The following is a 20,490-nucleotide window of genomic DNA, read 5'->3' as shown; positions in this document are numbered from 1 at the left end:
GCAGGGTGCCCCGGGGTGGTTCAAGTTTTGAGGCTCGTGCTTTCCCGGGTCTGAAAATCCAGACCCGGGGCACCCTGCTTTTGGGCTCTCTGTCCTCTGCTCTCTGTCTACCCGCCGAGGTCGATCAGTTCCACGTGCTGGACCGGGCGGCCGAGGAAGCGGGAGCCGAGGCGTTCGAACTTCTCGATGGAATCGGTGGCGAAGAAGCGCAGCTCGGGCTGATGGTTGGCGGGAGCGGGCGGAAAGTTGCTGCCGAAGAGGCGCTCGGCCTCAATGGCGGTGGATTCTGCCGAGTCGATGACGCGCACACCCGTGCGGACGGCCGCTTCGATGAGCGGACGCACCAGCGGATAGTGGGTGCAGCCAAGCACCAGCGTGTCGGGCTTGAGTCCGGCGGCGGCGGCCTGTTCGCGCAGTTCTTGCAGGTAAATGCGGATCACCTGATCGGTGACGGTGTGCTCGGTCCAACCCTCTTCCACCAGCGGAACCAGCAGCGGGCAGGCTTTTTCCAGGGCGCGCAGGCCTAGCGCCTGGCAGGCCTGTGCGTAGGCGTGGCTCTGCACGGTGGCGTCGGTGGCAATCACCAGCACATCGCCGTTTTGGCTGGCAGCATGGGCGGCCGATGCGCCGGGGCGGATCACGCCGAGGACGGGGACGGGAACCGCATCCTGAATGGCGTCGAGTGCCAGTGCGCTGGCCGTGTTGCAGGCAATCACCAGAAACTGCGCTCCCTGCTCCTTGACTAGAAACTGGGCGCTCTGCGCGGCAAAGCGGGCAATGGTGCGGCGTGACTTGGAGCCGTAGGGAAGACGGGCCGTGTCGCCGAGGAAGGCATAGCGGGCCTGCGGCATGCGCTCCACCAGCGCCCGCAGAACAGTAAGACCGCCAAAGCCGGAGTCAAAAACGCCAATGGTGGGCGCGCCTTGGGCGGACGCGCCGGGGGTGAAGCTCATGGATGAATTCCTTCCGTGGGGGCGGCCTGATCGGCAAGATAGGTGCGGGTCAGGTCGGCGTGGCCGGCCAGCGTGGCCCGCGTCTGGCCATCCACCAGAAAGCGTACCTGCGTGATTTCAGGAAGATTCGCATGCAGGGTGGCGGTGAGCGAGAGCATGGTGAGCGTTTCGGTTTCCAGCCCCGAGGGATGCGAGGCTACAAACGCGCCGGTCAGATTAACGACGGCCAGCAGCGGACCGGTTGGAGTCTGCGTGCTGCCCGTAGTCGTGGATGAAGCTGCAGAGGAGGAAGCTGCGGAGTTGGCGGCGGCGTCCACTGCCGGGGGATTGGTGGGTGTGGAAACTGCAGCGCCGGGTTGAGCCTCAGCCGGTAGCAGAAAGACCTGGGCAATGGCCGCAGCGCCGCCCGGAACCGCATGGGGCGAGTTGGGTGCGGCGTACAGATCCAGCAGCTTGCCGAGTAGTACGCGGGCCCGCGAGCCGGGGCTGGAGGGCAGCGGCAGGGAGAGCGTCTGGGCGGCGAGGGCGTTGTCAGCGTCACTGGCTACATAGAGCGTGGCCTGCTCGGAGGGGGCCACCAGCGGAGCCTGCGTGGGAGCCGAGTCGTCCACTTGCATGCGGCGCTGGTGGGCGCGGTCCAGCAGTTGCCACAGAAGAATCGCCATGGCGACCGAAGCCACCAACAGAACGCCAAAAAGAATGCTTTGATAGCGGGGAATCATGGCTGCTGGCCCTCCGAACGCCATTGCACGAGTGCGGCAGCCAGTGCGTCGGCTACGCGGGTCTGATAGGCAGGGTCGTCCAGATTGCCCGGAGTCTGCTTGCCGGTAGGCGAGGGCGCAACTTCCACGGCTACGGCGGGGCAGGTCATGCTGTCCATGCCGGGCAGGGCGGTGCGGCCCATGGTAATGCTCAGGCTGCCGTTGGTCATGGCGGCATTGATGACGCCTGCCAGAGCCAGGCTGCGGGTTACGTAAGTGGCTTGCGCGGTCTTCCAGGCGGACACACGCACTGCATCCGGCGGCGGCGTCAGTGAACTGACGTAGAGATGAATGCCGGAGCCGCTGGAGGTGGCGTGCAGGCTCAAACAGGCCTGGGCGCGGGCGCGGTTGGTGGTTTCGGCGCGCTGCGTGGCGCTGATGCCGCTATCTCCGTCGCGGGTGGTAATGACCGTGAAACCACGGGCTGCAAGCAGTGCCCGCAGTTTGGTTCCCAGAGCCAGAGCAAAAGACTTTTCGTCCTGGCCGGAGCCGCCTGCAAAAGTCAGGTGTGCGCCTGCATCCTGGCCGCCATGCGCGGGGTCCAGCACGACGACGTAACGTGTGCCAAAGCCCGCGCCGGGAACCGGCGGAGCCTGCGCGGCCAGCGTCAGGGGAGCCAAAAGCGCAAAAAACAGAAGCGTCGCCGCGCCCAAACCGCTTCTGTTCGGCAGAGGAATCGGACCGCTGGTTGGGTCGGCCATGAGGTGCTGGGAAACTTTCGCCATCGTCTGTATCTTATCTGGCTTGGGTCCCTGCGTGCAGGTCGGGCGGGTCACGGAGGGAGCATGGGCCTTCAGGCCCATGAATGCGAGATTGTTACGGTAGGTGGCTTTAACCGCGGGCTCTTTGATTACGTTTTCTGATTTTGTTTTCTAAAAAAAGCCCGGGCCTGAAGGCCCTCCCTTAGAGGCTTGACTCTTCCGGGGCCTGAAGGCCCCGGCTCCCTCCGCAACGAGCTTTTCCTCTCTCATTCGTTTTGCCGGGGACGTTTTCAGCTTTCCATGCGCTATTTTGCTACCGGAGTGAGCAGCACCTTCTCCGGCGTGTCCACCTCAGCATCGTGAATATGCAGCTTCAGGCGCAGGTCGCCTACGTCTTGCTTGCCGTTAGCGGGCACCGTAAAGCTTAGTTCGTACTGATTGCGGAAGCGGCGCAGAAGCTCGTCAAAATAGCTGGTAAATGTGACGGGATTGCCGCTTCCCATATAAAAGCTTTTACCGCCGGTTTCCTGAGCCGCCCGCGCCAGCATGTTCTGGCCTACAAAGCTGTCATGGCCGGTGAGGCTCACATGTACGTTATCTCTCCAGTAGATGGAGTAGACGGCCAGATGGGCCCGTGCGGCATCTTCGGTGGATTTGTCCAGATACGGATCCTCATCGTCGATTTCCGGGTGGTAAGGGTCAACGCCATCGCTGATCATCAGCACCGCGCGACGGGCGGTTCCGTCCTGCGAGGGCCAGCGTTTGGCCAGATCCGAAAGGCAAAAGTAAGGGCTGGCGCTGGAGCCCAATGAACCGCCGGGCATATGTAGCCCCTTCAGCGTTTCAGCCGGATTGTTGCTGAGCGGGCTGGCCATTGCGGCGTTGCCGTTCTGCATGTAGGCAAAGGCCGCGCTGATGTTGGGCGGCAATCCCTTGATGAACTGCTCAAGTTCATTCAGCTGCCGGCCCAGCGTTCCGCGCTGCGCACTGTCGAGCAGAATCACCAGCTCAATCTTGTTATTGGGAGCGCTGTAGGGGAGAAAGCCCGTCACTTTTGCCTTGTGGTTGTCGACGGAGAGGGCCAGATCCAGTCCGGCTACAGCGACGGGAGGTGCGTTTTCCTGTTTGGGCAGCACCGTCACCACGGCCTTTCCCTGCTTCTCGTTCTGGGCCGTGGCCAATCCGCCCGCCGACAGAACCAGAGCCAATGCCAGAAACAGATTGCGAGCTTTCATGGAGGCTTCTTTCTCCACGCCGGAAGGCTGGTTTGCCGTCCAGCCCTGGCGCAGCACTACATAACTTAGACGCTGCAAAACCGGTAAATGATTAACGCCAATATTCTGCACTCTCGTACTCCTTGCCGTCAGCTTCGCGAGGGGGTGTTTATTAAAATCGTGTTAAAATCAATTCCTCGGAGCCGGACGGGCAGTTCTTACTGCTTGCCGTTCAATAACTTATGATCCTTTATCTGATGCGGCACGCCAGCGCTGGCACGGTGCGGGAAAATCCCGTACTCGATGCTCGGCGTGGGTTGATCAAAGAAGGCAAGGAACAGTGCATGTTGATGGCGCGCGCCCTCAACGCGATGAATGTCTCGGTGGACCTGATCGTGTCGAGCCCGCTCAAGCGTTCCCTGCAGACGGCCCAATTTGTGGGCACCGAACTGGGCTACGATGCTCGGGTGGAGATCAGCGAGGCGCTCAATCCCCACGCCAGCTACGGCGACTTTCAGACCATGCTGGCCAAGTACGCCAATCGTGAGGCGATTCTGGTCGTCGGGCACAATCCCAACGTCTTCCAGTTTCTGGGCAAGCTGATTACCGGCAATGGAGGCGCAGCCATCCGCATGCGCAAGGGCGCGATTGCCCGCGTGGATCTGGACCATCATCCACCACGTCTGCAGTGGCACATGGACCCTCGCACGGTGCGCGGCCTTTACTCGATCGTGGGAAAAAGCTCGCGGCCGAAGACCTCGCGGAAGTAATTGTCCTCGCGGCGCAGCGACCAGAGTTCCAGTTCGGCCCCCGAGCGTCCGGGCTGGAGCTCCAGATAGACCCGTTTGGGCTGGATTCTGACCTTTACGCACAGTACATCGCTGGCGCGATCCTGATTGAGGGCCACGGCCAGCCGCAGCAGTACCACGGCGCGATGCACGTTGCGGTGCTCCTCAAGCGGGATGTTGCGCAAGGCGCGATCCCCCGGCTGGGGACGGCTTTTGCCCTGATAGCGCGCAATGGCCGAAACGACGGTGCGCTGCAACTGCGTGTAGCCGTAAATTTCTGAGCTGGAGATGATGTACTGGGTGTGCCGGTGGTGGCCCTGGTGGTTGATGAACTTGCCCGTGTCGCGCAGGACGGCGGCGGCGGAGAGCCAGCTCTCGTACTCGGCAGGCAACTCATGCAGCGGCCGCAAATCGTGGAAGAGCTGTACGACGTGGTCGCGCACGGCCTCGGCCTGCTTCATTTCTACACCGTAGCGGTTGGCCGTGAACAGCACGCTCTGCCAGCGCTCGTTTTCAAAGGCGCGATGTTCGCTGGCGCGCTGATCCTGTTCGGCCAGCATCTGGGCCAGAATGCCATCGCGCAATCCCTGCTGGGAGTAGCGGAAGCCGTGCAACTCGAAGGTTTCCAGCAGTTCGGCATAGACCATGGAGCCGGCCACGATGATTTCGGCGCGGCGCGGACCAATGCCGGGAACCGCCTCGCGCTCTGCCAGCGTCATTTTGGCCAGCCGGTTGGCCAGCCGTCGCACGGCTGTGGCCGGAGCCAGATCGAGCGAGGCCGCGCTTTCCAGCCTTGCAGCGCGTTTTTTGGGCTTTTTGGGGGCGATTTTGCCGCTGATTTTGGCGGAAACCTTGACTGCCGCAGGCACGAAGGGCTGTTTGGCTGCCTCAGCGCAGGCTGCCGCCAGTGCTGCCGCTGTGCCGCTGGTGGCAAGCACCAACCCCACTTCTTCCGGCTTGATTCTGCGTTTGGCCTGGCGCAACTCGCGGCTGATCATCTGCCGCATGCGGGCCAGTCCGTCGGCCGGAGCGGGATCGCTCGACAGAAATTGCTCGGTCAGGCGCACCGCGCCCAGCGGCAGGCTGACCGTATCCAGAATGCGTTTGTGCTCGCTGAGCGTGACCTCGCAGCTGCCGCCGCCCAGGTCGATCATCAGCACGCGGCCGCCCGCGCCGGGTTCCGTGCCGATTACGCCGCGATGAATCAGGCGGGCTTCTTCCAGTCCCGAGATGATCTCCAGCGTCCAGCCGGTTTCGGCCTTGACCCAGGCCTGAAAGGCCGCGCCGTTGCGTGCGTCGCGCAGGGCCGCGGTGGCCGCCACGCGAATCTGGTCCACACCGTGGGACTGGATGGCCCGCTGAAAGCGCTTGAGGGTGCGGATGGTCAGCGCCATGGCCTCGGGGGAAACCAGTCCGCTCTCAAAGACGCTGGCGCCCAGTCGCGTGACCTCGCGGTCTTCGGCGAGCGTGCGTAGCTGGTGGTTTATAACCTTGGCAATCTTCAGGCGGCAGGAGTTTGATCCGATGTCGATGGCGGCAAATGTAGGCATTTTCTTCCTTTGTTTGCAACGGGACGAGTCCGGCACGGGGACCGGAAGGGTAAAAAACAACCCAACGTCACAATACACGAAGCTGCTGCCGGCTGAGTGTCTTAAACCAAGTCGTCCGGCTTTCGTTTGCAGGGGAACGTTCCTGGTTTCCCCTGTTTCATTCCGTGGTCCAACCCGTGAATTTTCTTTGCGGGGAATGATTTCGCGGGATTAAGGGTTTCCATCAGGCTGTTATCCTGTTATCGATAGAAAAAATGCCCATGACTACTGACACAAACACGCACTCACGTCCTCAGCAGAATCCTTCGACGCTGACCGTTTGGCTGCTTTTAGCGGCAATCTTCGCCGCCGTGCAGTTTGCCAGCCTCTTTTCGCCTTCACTGATGGACGACGTTGACGCCGCCCATGCACAGTGTGCGCAGACGATTTCGGAAGGGGGCAGCTGGGTTACCACCTACATCAACGGCATTCGTTACATTGAGAAGCCGCCGTTGCCTTACTGGATAATCGGCTGTGTCTACAAGATCTTCGGGCAGAATACCTTTGCCACCCACCTGCCCAACGCGCTGGCCATGCTTGGCCTGGCCTGGCTGAGCTGGCTGTGGGCCCGCCGCGCCTGGGATCAACGTACCGGCCTGTATGCAGGCCTGGGCGTGCTGACCAGTGTGGGCGCATTTCTGTTTATCCGCTTCATTATTCCCGAAGCGATCATGAGCTTCTTCCTGCTGGTTGCGCTCTACGGCTTCCTGACGGGATTCGAGGACAACAAGCCGAGCCGCTTCTACTGGGCGTGGGCCTGTGTGGCGCTGGCTACCCTCACCAAGGGTCTGATTGCCCCGGTCTTCTTCTTTGGCGCAATCATCCCCTATCTGGCGCTGACCGGTCTGTGGCGTCGCTGGCGTGAGGTCAAGCCCTTCACCGGGCTGCTGGTCTATCTGGCCATTGCTGCTCCGTGGCATATTCTGTGTGGGCTGGCCAACCCTGATCAGGGCCATCCGCTGGGCAACCATCCCACGCTCGGCAACGTGCACGGCTTCTTCTACTTCTACTTCATCAACGAGCACGTGCTGCGCTTCTTCTCCATGCGTTACCCGCATGACTACAACAAGTTGCCGCACATTGCCTACTGGTTGCTGCACCTGGTGTGGATCTTCCCCTGGAGCCTGTTTGTGCCTGCGGCTCTGGTGGCGGCATGGCGCACGCGCGGCCGCTGGATGCATCACCTGCACCGCGACGCTGGAACCACCATCGACTTTTACCTGGATAACGCCATGCGCGACAATCCCGGTGCGGTCATGGCCCAGCACAAGTTCCGCGTACGCACTATCTGGCTGCTCAGCCTCTTCTCGGCTTGGACGCTCTTCTTCTTCGCCCTTTCGTCGAACCAGGAGTACTACACCTTCATGGTGTGGGCACCGCTGATCATCATGATTTCGGCGATTGTTACCTGCATTGAACGCCAGCGCTCCGCCGATGGCAGCCCCTCGGTGCTTTCCACCGCATGGCTGACCGGCGCACAGGCGATCTTTGCCGTGGTGGGCATTCTGGCCTCCATCGCCCTCCTCTGGGGCTTGTGGACCAGCCGCAACCTGCCCTACGTGGACGATATTGGAACCCTGCTGGCCCATCGTGGCGTAGGCGACTACACGCTGGCCATGTCGCACCTCTTTGACCTGACCGGTCCGGCCTTTGCCGCTCTGCGGTTGCCTGCCGGAGTGGCGGCTTTCGCTCTGCTGGTTGGCCCGCTGGTAGGTTTGGTGCTGCGTATGAAGGGCAAGCACTTGCAGGCCACCGTGAGCGTGGCGCTTACCACCGCGCTCTTTCTGGTGGCGGCGCACATTGCCTTTGCCCGCTTCAATCCCATGCTTGGTTCCAAGCGCATGGCGGACACGATCATCGCCCAGGGCGCGCCGACGGATACCTTCATCATCTACGGGGATCAGTCCGACGCTTCCAGCGTGATCTTCTACACCCACACCTTCCTCGGTCGCAAGCCGGCCCTGATCGTCACTCAGCCCTGCGGACAGCACGGCGAGGGCTCTACCCTTCTGTGGGGCTCCTGCTACCCGGATGCGCCCAAGATCGACGTCAGCGAGGATGAACTCTCGAAGATGTGGGGCACTGGCAACCGCAAGTGGATCTTTGCCCAGGACACCAATCAGGCCAAGGTGGAGCAGCTGCTGGCCGGTCGCCTCTACCCGGTGCAGACGCTGGCTGACAAGGCGCTCTGGACGGATCGACCGCTCAATCAGTAATCCGCTTCAACCAGACGGCAGGCCTTCGGGTCTGCCGTTTTCTTTTGCCCGGAAAAAGGAAGAGCGCAATTCTGCCCGGTTCAGGCAACTTGCCGTTTCTGTTAGCCTGAAAACAGGGAGTGCCGCAGTCAAGCGCTCTACCAGAAACGATCTCGAATGCCCCCGATTCTCAATGCTCAGTCTCTCCGTAAGCAGTACGGCGCCAAGCCGCTGTTCGAAAACGTCTCCCTCGGTGTTGAAGAGGGTGACCGCATCGGCCTGATCGGCCCCAACGGCAGCGGTAAGTCCACGCTGCTGGCCATTCTTGCCGGCCAGATTTCGCCGGACGAGGGCGAAGTGGCCGTGCGCAAGCGGGCTCGCGCCGCCTATGTGCCGCAGGATTCGTGCTTTGCCGCCGGCCTGACGGTGCGCGAGGTGCTGTTGAACGCGCTCAAGGCTGCCAATGTGGACGAAAACGAGCGCGAAGGCCGCATGCACGAGCTTTCCGGCCGCGCTGGCTTTAGCGATATGGCTGCCGAGGCCGCCAACCTCTCCGGCGGATGGCGCAAGCGTCTGGCCATTGTGGAGGCGCTGGTCTGCTCACCCGATGTGCTGCTGCTTGATGAGCCTACCAACCATCTGGATCTGGCCGGAATCGAGTGGCTGGAAGAGCTGCTGGCCGCGGCCAACTTTGCTGTGGTCACGGTCAGCCACGACCGTTATTTTCTGGAATCCACCTGCAGCCAGATTGTGGAACTGAACCGCGTTTTTGCGGGCGGCATGTTCCGCGCCAAAGGCAACTTCAGCAAATTCCTCGAAGACAAACAGGCCTTTCTGGAGGCGCAGAGCCGCCAGCAGGAAAGCCTGCGCAACCAGGTGCGCACCGAGGTCGAGTGGCTGCGTCGTGGCCCCAAGGCCCGCACCACCAAATCCAAGGCCCGCATTGACTCGGCCAACGCCTTGATTGCCGAGTTGGCCCAGATGGACTCCCGCTCGACTGTGAACAGCGCTGGCATCGACTTTGACGCCAGCGAGCGCAAGACCAAGCGGCTGGTTGAGTTTGAGCAGATGAACTACAGCTTTCCGGCGACGGAAGCGGGCGTTGCGCCGCAGAAGATCGTCGAGAACCTCAACTTTCTGCTGGCGGCGGGCAGCAAGGTGGGTCTTGTGGGCCCCAACGGCAGCGGTAAAACCACGCTGCTGCGCCTGTTGCGCGGGGAATTGGAGCCCGACTCCGGCTCCATCCGCCGCGCTGAGCAGTTGCGCATTGTCTACTTCAGCCAGATGCGCGAGCTGGACGAGGAGCTGACCCTGCGTCGCGCCCTCGCTCCCGAAGGCGATTCGGTGATTCATCAGGGCCGCGTGCTGCATGTGGCCAGCTGGGCCACGCGCTTCCTCTTCACGAGCGAGCAGCTGAATCAGCCAGTCAAGAATCTGTCGGGTGGTGAGCGGGCTCGTGTGCTGATTGCCAAGCTCATGCTGGAACCGGCCGATGTGTTGCTGCTCGACGAGCCGACCAACGATCTGGACATTCCCACGCTCGAAATACTCGAAGAAAATCTGCTGGAATTTCCCGGAGCTCTGGTGCTCGTCACGCACGATCGCTATCTGCTGAACCGCGTGGCTACCACGGTGCTCGGTCTGGATGGACGTGGCAAGTATGGCCGCTTTGCAGACTACGCGCAGTGGGAAGAGTGGATTCGTTCACTCGATGAAGACGAAGAAACTCGCGCCCGCAAGGCTGCAAAGTCTGCGACCCCATCTAACTCTGCTAAACCGGCGAAGAAGAAGCTTTCCTACATGGAAGCTCGCGAGTTTGCCTCGATTGAAGAGAAGGTGGAGGCGAGCGATGAGCGCCTTGCCGCAGCCAGGGAACAGGTGGAGGATCCAAAGGTAGCCTGCGACGCCGCCGCACTCTCGTCTGCGCTTAAGGAGCTGGAAGAGGCCGAAACGGAGAGCCACATCCTTTACGCCCGCTGGGCCGAGCTGAGCGAAAAAGTCGGGGAAGCGTAAGCGGAAGGCTCCTTCCACATTTTCACGGAAGATGGTGTCCCAGGTCTGGATTTTCAGACCTGGGATTCCGCAGAACTTCGACAGGCAGGAAGGGAACCAGCTTTCCCATCTCTCAGAAGCGAGAGATGGGAAAGCTGGTTTTCTCTTTGCGACACACTCTCTATCACTCGCTGTGGCCTGCCTTTGCCGCTAGAATTGCAGTGAAGGAAAAAGCATGGATACGGCTCTGAAGGTTCTGATCGTTGAGGATGAACCGCACGCACTGATGGGTCTGGCTGAGCTGATTAGCGGCTGGGGCTATCGCACCGAGACGGCGCGCGATGGGCAGGAGGCCTGGGAAAAGGCTCTGGCCTGGGATCCGGCGATTATCGTGACCGATCTGAAGATGCCGCGCATGGATGGCATCGAGTTGCTGACCCGGCTCGGCGATGATGGGCCGAACGCCAAGGTGGCCGTGGTGGTGCTCACCGCCATGGGTTCAATTCAGCAGGCCGTGGAGGCCATGAAGCTGGGCGCTTACGACTTTCTGCAGAAGCCGGTCGATTCCACGCGGCTGAAGACGATTCTGGCCAACGCCACCCGCCAGCGCGAGACAGAAATCGAGCTGGAAGTGGCCCGCCGCCGCCTGCGCGAGAGCGGCGTGCTGGGCTCGATGGTGGGCAGCTCCAAGGCCATGCGCGAGATTTTTGCGCTCATTGAGCAGGTTGCGCCCTCGAATGTGTCGGTGCTGGTGACCGGCGAGAGCGGCACGGGCAAGGAGCTGGTTTCGCGCACCCTGCACAACCTGAGTCCGCGCAAGACGCGGCCCTTTGTCGCGGTCAACTGCGCGGCCATTCCTGAAACGCTGATTGAAAGCGAGATCTTCGGCCATGAAAAGGGCGCGTTCACCGGCGCGGCCGAGCGGCGGGCGGGCTGCTTTGAGCTGGCCAGCGGCGGCACGCTATTGCTGGACGAGATTGGCGAAATGCCCATCGGCACGCAGGCCAAGCTGCTGCGCGTACTGGAAGAGCGCAAGCTGCGCCGACTGGGCGCGCGGAGCGAGCAGGATGTGGACGTGCGCGTGCTAGCCGCCACCAATCGCGACCCCAAGGACGCGGTGGCCAGTGGACACATGCGCGCTGATCTCTTCTACCGCCTGAACGTCTTCAATATCCACATTCCGCCGCTGCGCGAGCACCTGGAAGACCTGCCGCCGATGGCCGAGGCGATGCTGGAACAGATGAACCAGAAGCATGGCCGCAAGGTGGCGGGCGTAGCTCCGTCGATGCTGGACCGGTTGATGACCTACACCTGGCCGGGCAATGCGCGTGAGCTGCGCAATGCCATCGAGCGTGCCGTGATTCTGTGCCCCGACGGGGCTCCGCTGGACGCAGGCCACCTGCCGCCGGGCTTTGGTCGCGACAAGGCTACGACGGTCGTTCGCTACGATGAGGCGACGATTCCGCTGCATGTGGGCACCACGGTGGACGAGGCCGAGCGGATGCTGATTCAGCGCACCCTCGAAGCCACTGGGCAGAACAAGACGCGGGCCGCAGAAATTCTGGGCGTGAGCCTGAAGACCCTGCACAACAAGCTCAAGGAGTACGCCCGCGGCCAGGAGTAGGCACCACCTGCGGTGGGGCTAACTGCTTCGCCACCTGCGGTGGGGCCAACTGCTTTGCTTGACTGTACGGAGATCGTGGCAGGTTATGCTGCTTCGCTTTGCATGATGAGCTGAGGGCTGAAAGCTGATAGCTATTTTCGAATTGCGAGGAAGAGAAGGCCAATGCGGTTAAAGACCAAGCTGGTGATTGCCATTACGGCGCTGGTGTTTCTGATTGCCGGGCTGCTGTCGCTGGTTTACGTCAGCCAGTTGCTGCATGCGGCCGTGCAGCAGAGTTACGACACCAATCGCATGGTGGCCAACCAGGTGCAGTTTGCTCTGAAGCAGGCTTTGGAAAATGGCCTGAGCAATCGCCGCGTGGACCCCAACAAGCCGGAAGAGCTGCGGCGGCTGACTGCCCAGGTGGTGCGCGATGACGCCGGTCTGCAGGCCGTCATGGAGGCCGTCAATCGCTACTCGCTCACCGTCTACGACGTGAACATCGTCGACAGCCAGCAGAACATCATTCTGAGCACCAACCCTGATTTTGAAGACCGCCCAATGCAGCCCCGGCCCGACTACCAGCAGCTGCTTACGGCCAATCCGCTCACGCTGACGACCGGGGTCTTTGGCGAGCCGCGCGTCTTTGACGTGGTGGTGGATATAACTCGCAATGGCGACCCCTTTGTGAGCGTGCATGTGGGCGTGCGCACCACGCTGCTGCGGGCCTTTTATGCTCCCTGGCTGGCGGAGGCGGTTACGCTGATGGGTGCTGTGCTGCTGCTGGCTCTGCTGGCGGCCTTTCTGCTCTCCAATCTGGCTCTGCGCCCCATGGAGCAGATCAGCAAACAGCTGGACCTGATCAGTCCGGCTGCCGAGGAGGAGAGCCCTGCGCCGCGACAGGAACTGGCCGAGCAGGTTTCCACCAAGATTGAAAAGATTGGCCAGCGCATGCGCAATGTGGAGGAGGTCTTCTCCGCGCTGAAGGAGAATCTGGATCAGATCCTCGGCAACCTGCAGGACGGCATTTTGCTGTTTACCGCCGATGGCCGTGCTGTGCTGGTTTCCGAGGCCGCACGGCGCTTTCTGCAAAAGAACTCCGGGGCGATTCTGGGCCAGCCTGCCGGGCAAATCTTCGATCGTACGACGGTGCTCGGTCGCACGCTGGACGATGCTTTCCAGAGCCGTCAGCCGCTGGCCAAGGTGGAGATCCGCACCGAGACTGGCCGCCGCATTCAGGCCTCACTCGATTTTATTCAGGACGACAAAAACCGCCAGGGACTGGGCGCGCTGGTCACGCTGCACGATCTGGAGTCGGCGGAAGCCATTGAGTCCGAACTGGAGCTTTCGCGCCGCATGGCGGCCATCGGGCGGCTCACCTCGGGGGTGGGCCACGAGGTCAAGAACCCGATCAACGCCATCGTGGTGCATCTGGAACTGCTGCGCAACAAGCTTGGCGAGGCGGGCGAACCGGCCCTGCGGCATCTGGAGGTGATCGACTCCGAGATTCGCCGGTTGGACCGCGTGGTGCAGACGCTGGTGGACTTTTCGCGTCCGGTGGAGCTGGATCTGCGGGAGCACGATCTGCGCTCCGTGGTGGGCGATGTGCTGGCGCTGGCCACCGACGAACTGCGCATGCACCGGGTGCATCTGGCCAGCCATCTGCCCGATGAGGCGATGCACGCCAACGTCGATGCGGATCTGATCAAGCAGGCGGTTTTGAACGTCGTTCAGAACGGTGCTCAGTCCATGCCCGAGGGCGGCGATCTGAACGTCAGCCTGGAGGAGGAGGGCAAGTTTGCCTTGCTGCGCATCCACGATCAGGGATCTGGTATTGCGGAGGAGATTCGCGAGAAGATCTTCGACCTCTACTTCACCACGAAAACCGGCGGTAGCGGCATTGGTTTGGCCATGAGCTACCGCATTCTGCAGTTACATCACGGGAGTATCGAAGTACAATCAGAAAAGAACTGTGGCTCGGAGTTCCAGTTGAGAATTCCTCTTACCGCCGCAGACTGGGGACGCCGGCATCCTCGACCGGCGGATGAGAAACATAAGGAAGGATTTGCTGGATGAGGTTGCCAGGTTGGTTTGCCGTGTGTGTGCTGCCGTTTGTCTTGACGGGCTGCTTTCACCGTTCCCGTCCTGCACAGACGCAATCGCTTGCTCCTCCTGTGAACAGTCAGCCCGTGCCTGCTCCTGAGCCCGCGCTGGGCAGATTGGAGAGTACGCCCGCGCCGGTTGCTCAAGAGCCGGAAAAGCCTGCGGAAAATAGCCAGGCACAGAATGCGCAGCAGACAGCGGAAACGCCCAAGCCGCCCGTGCACCATAAAAAGCCCGTCAATCAGCATCCGCAGATGGCGTTTGTGCCGAACAATGGGGTGAGCGCCATCGGGCAGCTTTCTTCGGGGAATCCGGGCGACTATCGCCGCCAAACCGAAGAGCAGATTGCCGCCGACGAACGCAGCCTGCGCTCCATCAACCGTTCGCTCAGTGACCAGGACCAGCGTACCGTGGCCCACATTCGCGACTTCCTGAAGCAGGCCCGTCAGGCGCTGGCTTCGGGCGATGTGGACGGAGCCCACACCCTGGCTTCTAAGGCCAAGGTGCTGCTGGCGGAGTTGAACCGGTAGGTAAACAAGAAATTGAAGGCAATAAGAAAGGCTCCCCGAAGGGAGCCTTTCTTGTTGCCCCGAAGGGGCGGTGAACTACATCTTGGCGAAGACGATGACGAGCGTGAACAGGGTCAGAGACTCGATGAAGGCCAGGCCGAGGATGAGGAAGGTGAAGATGCCGGCGCGAGCGCCAGGATTGCGGGCCAGAGCCTCAACGGCCGAACCCACAGCCTTGCCCTGACCGAGGCCGCAAAGGCCAGCAGCCAGACCCATGCCGAGGCCAGCGCCCACCGGGATCAGGCTCAGGGCGGCGGAACCGCCATCAGCAAAAACCGGGGTGGCCAGCAGCAGAGCGGCCAGAGCCATGAACAGATACTGAAGCTTCTTCATGTGTTCTCCTGCATTCCTTTGAATTGCCGCCAGTGGGTGGTTGAGGCTCACCGTGCTGGCCCCCTCACACTTTGCGGCTACCGTTGGCCCGGAGCGGAAGCGACTCCGGCGGGATGTGTTTTAGCTTCTAGCTGCTAGCCTCTAGCTCCCAGCTTTTTCTTGCTCAAGCCCAGACGATCTGGCTAGAAGCTGAAAGCTGCTTTCTAGTGCTCGTGCGCCACGGCCAGCGAGAGGTAGATCATCGCCAGCAGGGTGAAGACGAAGGCCTGCACGATCGAAACGAACAGGTGAAGTCCAAGAAAGACGCAGGGAATGGCTACCGGGATCAGCGAGAAGAAGACCAGGGTGACCAGATCGCCGGCGAACATGTTCGCGTAAAGACGGATGGTGAGCGACATGACGCGGGCGAGGTGCGAAACCACTTCGATGGGGAACATCAGCGGCGTCAGCGCTGGCATTGGTCCGCAGAATTGCTTGATGTAGCCAAAGCCATTCCGTTTGAAGCCCATGAAGTTGTAAAGCAGGAAAGTAGGCACGGCCAAGCCCAGCGGCACCACCGGCGAGGTGGTGGGGGCGGGTACGCCCGGGATCAGGCCCAGCAGATTGTTCAACAGAACAAAGAGGAAGATGCAGGTGCAGAAGGCCTGGAAGTGGCTGGCGTCGTGCCCCAGGATCGGCTCAGCCTGACCACCGATAAACTCGTGCAGCATTTCAGCCACCTGCTGAACAGCACCGGGCTTTTCCACCGAAAGCGTGGCGCGTACCAGCGCAAAATAGGCAATCAGACAGACGGCCACCAGCAGCTCCAAAGCAAAGGCGTCGCTGATGGCAGACTTGGCGTCCACCTGGATTCCTACCGTATGCAGCAGCGAAGCAACTACTCCGCCAAAGAGCGAATTCAACAAGCGCGTCAAAGCAAGCGATTCGGTCATGAAGAGAAGAATCTTTCTGCCCGGGGCAAATTAGGGGCGGATGGAAACTACCGCGATCAACCGCGCAGCAGCTTGAGAATCTGCCACCCCACGGCGATGACCGCCAGCGCCAAGCCGCAAAGAAGCGCTGCCACGGATCCCCGGAACCAGACTAGGCTACCATAAATGGCCAGGGCAAAGACGGTGAGCCTCAGCACAAAGAAGATGCCCACAATTGGGGCACTGGCCGGGGTTTTCTTAGAATCCATACGGGCATTGATGACGCGCATCAGCCGCTGCCATTCAAGGACGCTGGCCGCCGAGATGGCAGCGCCAACCACCAGCATCAGGCCACTGCGCCAGCCCGCGCTGATGGCTGCCACTACCGCTCCCAGCACGCCCAAAACGATGGTCGTCAGCAGGGCGTTGTGCAGCATGTGGTCCAGATCGTCCACCGTCAGCTCGGCAATCGGATGGGTTGGCTGGTTTGGTTCGGGGGGCATATTTGGTTCGTTTGGGCCGTTGGGATGGATGGGGTCGCTCATGGTTTGAACTTATCAGCCTCGTGCAAGGGTGTTCTGTGACGAAGGACCAAAGATCGAATCGTCGGCTCTTCCTGGCGGAATTTTCTGTTCCGGCACTCCGGAGTGCAGGAACAGAAAAGGCCCCGAAGCCTTCGCAGCCGGGCTGCAAAAGCTTCAGGGCCATGAAAAAACTACTTCAGGCGTGCGCCCAGCGGCACATCCTCAAGGAAGCCAGCCAGCACCGGCGAGCTGTTCTCCAGCGAGGCGGCCAGCAGCATGCCGTTCGACTCCAGGCCACGCAGCTTGCGCGGAGCCAGGTTGGCCACGATGACGATCTTGCGGCCTACCAGCTGTTCCGGCTCATAATACTGCGCGATGCCGGCCAGAATCTGGCGCTTTTCGTAGCCGAGATCGACTTCCAGGCGCAGCAGCTTGTCGGCCTTGGGAATACGCTCGGCAACCAGCACCTGGGCCACACGCAGGTCTACCTTCAGCACATCGCCGATGGTGATCTGCGGCGCGGCAGGCGGAAAGCCTTCGGGTAGCACCTGCACGGCGGGAGCTTCCGGCGTGACGGCCAGCAAATCAGCGGGCGTCAGAGGCACCTGCGGTGGGGCTAACTGGCCTTCGGCTGCCTGCGCCACCTGCGGTGGGGCTAACTTTTGGCCGACTGCTGAGAGTACTTCAGGCGTGGGAACAACAGGCGTATTTTCCATTTTCTTCTCGATCTTCTTTTCGGATTTGCTGGTCGTTGCAGCCAATGTGGATTCTGTCGAAGGGGCAGCCGTGGCACTTTCTACTGCGCTGCGATTGTCTTCTTCTTCGAGGGCGACCATGCGGGCTACAGCGTCCTTGTCGGCGCGGGGGAAGAGCGGCGCGGGCTCGGCAAAGGTCGTGCCGGGCTTCAGTCCACCCCAGGCAACATTGGTCAGGAATGCGGTGTTGGAGGCTTCGCTGATCTCGCCCTGGCCGATCTGCAGCCAGACCTTGGCGGCCGAAGCGGGCAGAATCGGGTATACCAGCGCGGTAATCACGCGGATGGCCTCGGCGGCTGTGGCCAGCACGCGGGCCTGCAGAGCGGTGTGTTCCTCGTCGGAGCGCTCGGCGGGCTTCTTCCACGGGGCGTTGGCGGTCAGGTAGCCATCGGTGTCGGCCACCAGTGTCCAGATGCTCTTGAGTGCCTCGGCAAAGTCAAAGGCGTCAAAGGCCGGGCCAAATGCGGCTAAGGTGCGCTCGGCGGAGGCTTGCAGGGCGATTTCGGCTTCGGTCAGCGCACCGGCAGCCGGCACCACGCCGCCAAAGTACTTGTGCATCATATTGACCACGCGGCTAACCAGATTGCCGTAGCCGTTGGCTAGGTCAGCGTTGTAGCGCTGGACCAGTGCGTCGAAGCTGAAATTGCCGTCCTGGCCGAAGGGAATCTCGCGCAGCAGATAGTAGCGCAGGGCGTCCGCACCCAGCACGGCGTGAACCGTCTCAGCACGGACGATGTTTCCCTTGGACTTGGACATTTTGCTCTGATCAAACATCAGCCAGCCGTTGGCGCGCACGCTTTTGGGCGTGGGCAGGCCCGCAGCCATCAAAAATGCTGGCCAATAGACGCAGTGGAAGCGGCTGATTTCCTTGCCGATCAAATGCACATCGGCGGGCCAGAATTTCTTGAATTTTTCCTGGTCCTGGACGTTTTCCGAGCCGTAGCCAAGCGCCGTCATATAGTTGGCCAGCGCGTCCAGCCACACGTAAACTACGTGTTTTTCGTCGCCGGGAACCGGAATGCCCCACTGGAAGGTGGTGCGGCTGACAGAGAGATCCTTGAGCCCGCCGCGCACGAAGGAAATCACCTCGCGCTTGGTCGATTCGGGCGCGATGAAGCCGGGATTCTCTTCGTAGAACTTCAGCAGGCGGTTTTCAAAGGCTGAGAGCTTGAAGAAGTAGTTCTCTTCGCTCACCGTCTCGGTCAGGCGTCCACAGTCGGGGCAGATGGTGCCTGCCGGACCCTCCACATAAGCCTCGTCGCTTACGCAGTACTGGCCGGTGTAGCTGCCCTTGTAGATGTAGCCACGGTCGCGCAGGGTGGCAAACAGCTTCTGCACACCGCGCTTGTGGCGCTCACTGGTGGTGCGGATGTAATCGTCGTAGCTCAGGTCGAACTTGTCCCACAGGCCGCGGAACTCGGCGCTGAGGGCGTCTGCGAACTCTTGCGGGGTGCGGCCGGCTTTTTCCGCCGAGCGTTCGATCTTCTGCCCGTGCTCGTCAGTGCCAGTCAGGAACCAGGTCTCAATGCCCAGCGCCCGCTTGCGTCTGGCAATGGCGTCGCAGACGATCGTCGAATACGCATGGCCAAGGTGCGGCCGCGCATTCACGTAGTAGATGGGCGTGGTCAGGTAGTAGCGTTCTATGCTCGTCTTGCTCATGGGATGGGGGGCGCGCGGCTTACTCATTCCACTGGCGTGCGCTCCATCTATCTTACGGCATGATGGGGAGCAGGGCTGAGCACGATTCCGCCCAGAGTGTCTTTATGGGAGGGGCTGTTCGCCGACCGGAGCATTTTCTTCGGCCTTCTCCCGTTTGCGTAGGAGCATTGTCCGTATATTCTGCGCCGAAGTGGGGCGACCGAAGAGCCAGCCCTGCCCCATCAGTTTGCCGTGAAAGGACAGGGTGCTCAGATAGGTGGCCTGTGCTTCTTCTTCCACGCCTTCCACAATTACGTCCAGTCCCTGGCTATCGGCGATGGACAAAATCTGGGGCAGAATCCCCGTGGTTACCGAATCGGTTCCGATGGCGCGGGTAAAGATGCGGTCGATCTTGATGGCGTCCACCTTCAGCTGATGCAGATAGGAAAGACTGCAGTAGCCGGTGCCAAAGTCGTCCAGCCGCACGGCGTGGCCCATGGAGCGCAACTGCTGGATCTGCTCGATCATGCGGGGATCGTTGGCCGTGGCGCTCTCGGTAATCTCAATCACGATGGTCTGCGGTTGCACGGCATAGCGCGTCAGCAGCTTGTGCAGAAAGGCCACGAAGCCCGGCTCGTGCAGACAGTAAGCCGAAAGGTTGATGCTGATCTTGAAGTCAGGGGTGCGCTGCAGAAAAGCCGCCCACTCTTCGATAGCCTGCCGGAAAATATTTCGCGTCAGCGTATGGATCCACTGCCGGGCTTCAGCGATGGGAATGAACAACTCTGGCGAGATGGACTCATCCTGCTCGTCCTTCCAGCGGCACAGCGCCTCAACGCCCTGCATTCGGTGGTCTTTCATGTGGACGATGGGTTGATATTCCAGATAAAGTTCGTTGTTGCGTATGGCGCGGGCCAGTTGGTTTTCCATGGTGCGGGTGCGCAGCCGCCACAGAATCAGCGCCAGACCGAGCAGAATGCCGACCGCACCGCCGCTGAAGACGGCTGTCTCCATCATCGGCCTCCCATCGTGCAGGGCCATGGCGACAGTTTCCACTGCCGTCTGGCAGCGTCTTCTTTCTGTCGAGCAGTTGGTGGCATAGAGATTGTTGGCGTTGCGATAGACGCCGGTTTGGGTGAAGATCCGGCTTAATGCAGGATCGGGTATGCCCGCGGCATGTCCACCGGCATCCCAGAGCACATCGAAAATTTCAATGCCGCCAGGGTGCATGCTTATGGGGTTTATTGCTCCGGCATAGATGTAGGCATCGCCCTTGTGCGCGATGCTGGTGGGCATGTGTGGGCTATTCTCTTTGCCGCCGTTGGTGTAAATTTCGATGCCATCCCAGGTTCGCAGCAAAAGATGCAGTTGTAATGCAGCCAGATGCGTCGGGCCAATCTCGGCCGAGCAGAGTAACTGGCCATCTTTAAACCTTCCCGCATCCTTCAGCGTGGCCGAGTCAAAAACCAGACGGCGTAGTTCTTCCAGATCTTTTTCCGAACACCGGACGGTGGGCAGACGGTTGGCCGCATCGAGAGCGGCATCCATTTCCTGGGCGTCTTGATTGGTTTGGAGCAGGCTATGCGCGCTCAGGTCGAACAGTACCTTTTGGGCGGAGTGAATCACCTGCTCGCGGGCAATCGCATAGGACATTACGATGCCGATCAACAGGCAGGCGTAGAGGACCAGTACTCCGATTAATGTATATCTGAGTCTGACAGGTCGCATTGTGCCCCGTTTCAAAACCGTATATCGGCCTGCCATTTACCGGCAATAGTCTCTTGCCTGATTCCAGTCAATGTAACCGATTCGCCCCAGAATGAACACTGGTTTCAGTGCAATATTCCACTCCCAGGACAAT

General features: G+C 61.0%; 16 protein-coding genes. 6 read left to right on the top strand and 10 right to left on the bottom strand.

All coding sequences use genetic code 11. The features are described 5' to 3' along the window. Window positions 1–107: 107 nt before the first annotated feature. The 4 genes from murI to ACOBR2_RS13620 form a co-directional block, all read right to left on the bottom strand. A complete protein-coding gene (gene murI / locus ACOBR2_RS13635) occupies window positions 108–953 on the bottom strand; it encodes a glutamate racemase (RefSeq protein WP_420236664.1) in 846 nt (281 codons plus the stop codon). Next, a complete protein-coding gene (locus ACOBR2_RS13630; protein WP_420236663.1) occupies window positions 950–1,675 on the bottom strand; it encodes a GerMN domain-containing protein in 726 nt (241 codons plus the stop codon). The genes murI and ACOBR2_RS13630 overlap by 4 nt, the downstream gene beginning before the upstream one ends. Next, complete coding sequence (locus ACOBR2_RS13625; protein WP_420236662.1) at window positions 1,672–2,439, bottom strand: N-acetylmuramoyl-L-alanine amidase family protein; 768 nt, start codon at window positions 2,437–2,439, stop codon at window positions 1,672–1,674. The genes ACOBR2_RS13630 and ACOBR2_RS13625 overlap by 4 nt, the downstream gene beginning before the upstream one ends. A gap of 281 nt (window positions 2,440–2,720) precedes the next feature. Continuing rightward, on the bottom strand, window positions 2,721–3,761 hold the full coding sequence (locus ACOBR2_RS13620; protein ID WP_420236661.1) for a hypothetical protein: 1,041 nt from the start codon (window positions 3,759–3,761) through the stop codon (window positions 2,721–2,723). Window positions 3,762–3,871: 110 nt separating this feature from the next. Here ACOBR2_RS13620 and sixA point away from each other — a divergent pair, with 110 nt between their 5' ends. Continuing rightward, window positions 3,872–4,399, top strand: a complete 528-nt coding sequence (gene sixA / locus ACOBR2_RS13615) for a phosphohistidine phosphatase SixA (protein ID WP_420236660.1) — start codon at window positions 3,872–3,874, stop codon at window positions 4,397–4,399. On the opposite strand, the gene ACOBR2_RS13610 is transcribed toward sixA, so the two are convergent. Continuing rightward, complete coding sequence (locus ACOBR2_RS13610) at window positions 4,351–5,967, bottom strand: Ppx/GppA phosphatase family protein (protein WP_420236659.1); 1,617 nt, start codon at window positions 5,965–5,967, stop codon at window positions 4,351–4,353. The two genes, sixA and ACOBR2_RS13610, sit on opposite strands and share 49 nt — an antisense overlap. A 260-nt stretch (window positions 5,968–6,227) precedes the next feature. Between ACOBR2_RS13610 and ACOBR2_RS13605 the strand changes: the two genes are divergently transcribed. The 5 genes from ACOBR2_RS13605 (at window position 6,228) to ACOBR2_RS13585 (ending at window position 14,429) form a co-directional block, all read left to right on the top strand. After that, entirely contained in the window at window positions 6,228–8,222 is a 1,995-nt protein-coding gene (locus ACOBR2_RS13605; RefSeq protein WP_420236658.1) for an ArnT family glycosyltransferase, read from the top strand. A 156-nt stretch (window positions 8,223–8,378) separates the two neighbouring features. After that, complete coding sequence (abc-f, locus tag ACOBR2_RS13600; protein WP_420236657.1) at window positions 8,379–10,214, top strand: ribosomal protection-like ABC-F family protein; 1,836 nt, start codon at window positions 8,379–8,381, stop codon at window positions 10,212–10,214. 214 nt (window positions 10,215–10,428) lie between these two features. After that, a complete protein-coding gene (locus ACOBR2_RS13595; RefSeq protein ID WP_420236656.1) occupies window positions 10,429–11,817 on the top strand; it encodes a sigma-54-dependent transcriptional regulator in 1,389 nt (462 codons plus the stop codon). Window positions 11,818–11,979: 162 nt separating this feature from the next. Further along, window positions 11,980–13,872 carry a two-component system sensor histidine kinase NtrB gene (locus tag ACOBR2_RS13590; protein ID WP_420236655.1) on the top strand — a complete coding sequence of 631 codons (1,893 nt, stop codon included), beginning with the start codon at window positions 11,980–11,982 and terminating at the stop codon, window positions 13,870–13,872. Next, window positions 13,869–14,429, top strand: coding sequence for a hypothetical protein (locus ACOBR2_RS13585; RefSeq protein WP_420236654.1), 561 nt, complete (start codon window positions 13,869–13,871; stop codon window positions 14,427–14,429). Before ACOBR2_RS13590 ends, ACOBR2_RS13585 begins: the two co-directional genes overlap by 4 nt. A 75-nt stretch (window positions 14,430–14,504) precedes the next feature. Here the strand turns inward: ACOBR2_RS13585 and ACOBR2_RS13580 are convergent, their stop codons facing one another. The 5 genes from ACOBR2_RS13580 to ACOBR2_RS13560 form a co-directional block, all read right to left on the bottom strand. Next, a complete protein-coding gene (locus tag ACOBR2_RS13580) occupies window positions 14,505–14,801 on the bottom strand; it encodes an ATP synthase F0 subunit C (protein ID WP_420236653.1) in 297 nt (98 codons plus the stop codon). A 203-nt stretch (window positions 14,802–15,004) separates the two neighbouring features. Beyond that, window positions 15,005–15,733 (bottom strand): F0F1 ATP synthase subunit A, encoded by a 729-nt coding sequence (gene atpB, locus ACOBR2_RS13575; RefSeq protein ID WP_420236652.1) that lies wholly within the window; start codon window positions 15,731–15,733, stop codon window positions 15,005–15,007. Window positions 15,734–15,789: 56 nt separating this feature from the next. Next, window positions 15,790–16,257: a hypothetical protein gene (locus tag ACOBR2_RS13570; protein ID WP_420236651.1), complete on the bottom strand. Its 468-nt coding sequence runs from the start codon at window positions 16,255–16,257 to the stop codon at window positions 15,790–15,792. A 170-nt stretch (window positions 16,258–16,427) separates the two neighbouring features. After that, window positions 16,428–18,677, bottom strand: a complete 2,250-nt coding sequence (gene metG / locus ACOBR2_RS13565; RefSeq protein ID WP_420236650.1) for a methionine--tRNA ligase — start codon at window positions 18,675–18,677, stop codon at window positions 16,428–16,430. Window positions 18,678–18,752: 75 nt separating this feature from the next. Then, entirely contained in the window at window positions 18,753–20,357 is a 1,605-nt protein-coding gene (locus ACOBR2_RS13560; protein WP_420236649.1) for an EAL domain-containing protein, read from the bottom strand. Between the last annotated feature and the right edge of the window lie 133 nt (window positions 20,358–20,490).

This window comes from Telmatobacter bradus (assembly GCF_048629425.1).
In the GTDB taxonomy this organism is placed as follows: Bacteria; Acidobacteriota; Terriglobia; order Terriglobales; family Acidobacteriaceae; genus Telmatobacter; species Telmatobacter bradus.
The sequence above is the reverse complement of the archived record's forward strand: the minus strand, read 5'-3'. Positions and strand labels throughout refer to the sequence as shown.